The sequence below is a fragment of the Mesorhizobium sp. M7D.F.Ca.US.004.03.1.1 genome (genome assembly GCF_003998635.1).
GTDB classification, from domain to species: Bacteria; Pseudomonadota; Alphaproteobacteria; order Rhizobiales; family Rhizobiaceae; genus Mesorhizobium; species Mesorhizobium loti.
The window spans coordinates 1-2,825 of record NZ_RZQG01000783.1; the positions used below are offsets into that span (position 1 = coordinate 1).

Annotated in this window: 3 protein-coding genes; all 3 read left to right on the plus strand. The window is 61.9% G+C overall.

Translation table 11 applies throughout. The annotated features are described in order from the left end of the window. The coding region (locus EN935_RS29750) for a DUF1344 domain-containing protein (RefSeq protein ID WP_127373909.1) at positions 1-238 on the plus strand (238 nt) is incomplete at its 5' end. A 234-nt stretch (positions 239-472) separates the two neighbouring features. Beyond that, a complete protein-coding gene (locus EN935_RS29755; RefSeq protein WP_127263586.1) occupies positions 473-2,095 on the plus strand; it encodes an FAD-binding oxidoreductase in 1,623 nt (540 codons plus the stop codon). Between the two features lie 96 nt (positions 2,096-2,191). After that, entirely contained in the window at positions 2,192-2,815 is a 624-nt protein-coding gene (locus EN935_RS29760) for a hypothetical protein (protein ID WP_127263587.1), read from the plus strand. The last annotated feature ends 10 nt before the right edge of the window (positions 2,816-2,825 follow it).

Here is a 2,825-nt window from a genome sequence, read left to right on the forward strand (position 1 = left end):
GAAGACCCTCGCAACCACCGCCGCTCTGCTCGCCTTCCTCGGCACCGCCTATGCCGCGACCGTTCAGGGCACCATCCAGGCCGTCGACCCGACGACCAAGTCGATTACCCTCGACGACGGCAAGATCTACCAGCTGTCGCCGGAAGCGACGATCGGGAAACTGAAGGTCGGCGCCAAGGTGGCGGTGACCGTCGATGACAAGACCGGCATCGTGACGTCGATCAAGAAGGCTTCGTAAGGCGTGAGCGTCGTGCGTCGGCGGACCTGCTGACGCAGTTTTCAGACCCTGTTCCACTCCTGGCCGGTCCCTTCGGGATCGGCCACTTTCATGCTGCGCCCCTCAATGCCCGGCGTGCGGGATGAGGTCTTCCGGCTGGATACCCCAAGGATGGCTGGCGGGACGCTGTCCAGGCACCATCGCTATGGTTTTTGCCAAAGAGCCGCGCTATCCCTTGGCCAACGGGGGATATTCATGGCTGACGAACAAAAAGGGTTTCGCCTGTCGCGCAGGCTGCTGCTGGGTGCGGCTGTCGTCGGCGGCGCGGTGCTGTGGGGCGGCACCACGGTGGCGCGGCTGGCGCGCGGACCTTCGGGACCAAAGAACGCCGGCCGGATTGCCGATATTGACGGCATCGCGCTACCACTGAAGCCACTGGAGAATGCGCCGGCCTTCGATGCTTCGCTGCCCTGGTCGGCCAAGGGCGGCGACATCAACGATGCCAGCGGTCTGTCGAGGACGCCGGTCTATGGCGTCGTCGAGATCGGCGAGGAAGAGCACATCGCCAAGGCGCTAGCCTTCGCACGCGCCAACGGCTTGAAGGTTTCGCTGGCCGCCATCCGCCATTCGATGGGCGGGCATGCCTTCGACGACAACGCGCTGGTGCTCGACCTCAGAAAATTCAACAAGGTGACGGTGGATGCGGCGGCGAAGACCATGACGCTGCAGCCGGGTGCACGCTGGCACGACATCCAGAACCTTCTGCATCCGCACTTCGCGGTGAAGGCAATGCAGTCCACCGACATCTTCTCGGTCGGCGGCTCACTGTCGGTCAATGCGCATGGCATGGACCATCAGGCGGGTTCCGTGGCGGGTTCGATCCGCTCGATGCGGGTGATGCTGGCCGACGGTTCGGTGACGACCTGCTCGCCCACCGAGAACACCGATCTGTTCCGCCACATCGTCGGCGGCTACGGCCTGTTCGGCGTGGTGCTGGAGGCCACGCTCGATATCGTCGACAACGCCGTCTACCGCACCTCGCGCGAAATCATCAAATCGGACGATTTTCCAGAATTCTTCGCCGAGGTGCTGGAGCCGAACAAGGAGATCGGCCTGTTCTACGGCCATCTGTCGACGGCGCCGGGCAATTTCCTCGAGGACATGATCGTCTACCGCTATGACAAGGTGGCCGATCAGCCGCCGGCTGACCAACCAGCGATTGGCGAACCGGGATCGGTCGGGCTGAAACGGGTGATCATCAACCTGGCGAAATGGGGCAGCCTGTTCCAGGAGCTGAAATGGTTCACCGAAAAGACGCTGGAGCCGAAGTTCGAAAGCTGCACGGTGGCGCGCACCTCGGCCATGGCGGAAGGCGAGGCCTGCCTCGTCACCCGCAACAACCCGATGCACGATTCGGTGCCCTATCTCTTCAACGATCAGATGGATGAGACCGACATCCTGCACGAATATTTTATTCCGCGTGCCGCCTATGTCGAATTCATAGCGGAAGCCCGCGAGATCCTGCGCAACCAGACGCTGCCGGTGCTCAACGCCTCGGTGCGCATCGTCCACAAGGAGGATGTGGCGCTGACCTACGCACCGGAGCCGGCCTATTCGCTGGTGCTCTACATCAACCAGCCGACCGACGCCGACGGCAATGCCAGGATGCGGGTGCTGACCCGAGCGCTGATCGACGTGACGATCAAGCATGGCGGGCGCTTTTTCCTGCCCTACCAGCTGCATTACACGGCCAAGGAGTTGCTGGCCTCCTATCCCGAGCTGCCGGCCTTCCTGGCGGTAAAGCGGCAATATGACCCTACGGAACTGTTTTCCTCGACCTTCTACCGTGCCATCAAGGCGCTGAGTGGGGTGGCGTAAGAAGCAGTTCCAGGAAAGTGTGACGCGGTTTTCCCGGGGAAAGCGCGCAGCGCTTTCCCTAGGGAACTGCTCAAGAATAGAGCAGGAGAACAAGCCATGCGGATGGTATCAGCGGCGGCACTCACCCTCATCGCGCTGTGCGCTGGACCGGCCGGGGCCGAGGATCTCAAGGCCTTCAAGCTTACCATCGACGGCGTGACGATCGATATCGATCCCGGCGAGAGCACTGATGTGACGCTGCCCGGCGGCAAGCACAGCAAGGTGACGCTCGAGCGCAACGACTTCGCCACCTTCTCCGGCAGCGATTTCTCCTTCGTCCATCCGAGCAATATTTCGGTGACCAAGACCGATCTCGGCGAGAACATCACGCAATATCTGATGGCGTCGGCGCTGGGCACGATCGTCGTCGTGCAGGAATATGGCAAGATGAATCCGGTGTCGCTCAACCAGCTGATGCTGCAGGAGATGACCAAGGAATCGGTGCAAGCCGGTGCCACGCTGACGCAGGAGCCGACGACGCGCAAGCTCGCCGACGGCAAGGAATTGACCGGCATCCGCGCAGTGATGAAGACACGCACCGACACGGCCGATTTCGAGATCGTCGGCTTCGGTCTTGCCGATCAGGGGCTGCTGTTCATCACCCGCATTGCCGGCGAGGATGCAGCGACCGAAAAGCCGCTTATCGACAAGTTCTGGCAGAGCCTGAAGGTGAAGTTGTAGGGACCAGAAA